Origin of the sequence: Phaeodactylibacter luteus, from assembly GCF_007993045.1 — a bacterium.
Classification (GTDB): domain Bacteria; phylum Bacteroidota; class Bacteroidia; order Chitinophagales; family Saprospiraceae; genus Phaeodactylibacter; species Phaeodactylibacter luteus.
The window spans coordinates 1-959 of sequence record NZ_VOOR01000154.1 but is presented as its reverse complement, the minus strand read 5'-3'; the positions used below and the strand labels follow the sequence as shown (position 1 = coordinate 959).

The following is a 959-nucleotide window of genomic DNA, read 5'->3' as shown; positions in this document are numbered from 1 at the left end:
GGCCCCAGGGCCGCTGCCTTCTGCTGCGATTTGACCGTCTTCGTCTGCATCCCTGAACAGCACCGTGGTGTTGCCCAGGTGGTCGGTCAGGCGGTACTCCACTTCGCTTAGGGTGCGGTGGGGATTGTCGGGGTGGGGCTTCCACAATAGCCGGCCATCGCCGAAATGGTAGTAGCTCGGGAAGGAGTCCTGCCATACCGTGCCGCCAAGGTAGTAGCGCAGCACCGTGCTGTCGGGCGTGGCCGATAGCTGACGGTATTTCTGCCCTGAGGAAAGGTAGGCGGTTTGGGTGGTACCGTTAGGGCCTGTAATTTCACTAGGCAGGTTAATTGGGTTGAAGGTCAGCCCCAGTGGGCCCATACTTGTAGCGTTCCCATTGCCGTCATACCCATAATAATGAGGTGAACCCATTGGCGCATCTACGCCAAATGGCTGATGCGCAGGGTCGGGGACCGAATCTACAAGGGATTGCAAGCTAGAGCCCAGCCCCCCATAATCATAGCGCAGCTGATCAATCCAAGCGAACTGTGGGCTCCCATTCTGATCATCACCGATATAGCCTCGACGGTTAAGTTCAAGCAGATTGCCAGCTTTATCATAAGCATATGAAGTGCTGTAGGCATCGGGGTTGGGGTCCGGCGAGAAAAAATAGTTCTGGACATTGACCAAACGGTGCAGTGCATCGTAGCTATATAAGTTGGTCATTTTACCAAAATCACAAGCAGAGCCAATGTCAATCCTCGAAATATCCAAGCCATCATACCACATTTGCTGGTAGTACAAGTCCGCATTGTCTGTGGCATCTCCGACTAGCCCATAGTGCTCGCTTACAGCTCCATCCGCTCCCCCCACAGTACAGCAGCCGCTACTGCCAAAAGCAATGGTCAACGGTTCCGAGCAATGGTCAAAATAAAGCTCAAAGCTAGGTAGCTGTGTATTTAAAATATCTACCTCCACTA

Annotated in this window: 1 pseudogene; it reads right to left on the bottom strand. The window is 53.2% G+C overall.

Annotated features, from left to right (window positions below):
* Positions 1-959: pseudogene (locus FRY97_RS22560) on the bottom strand (hypothetical protein); the annotation flags it as partial.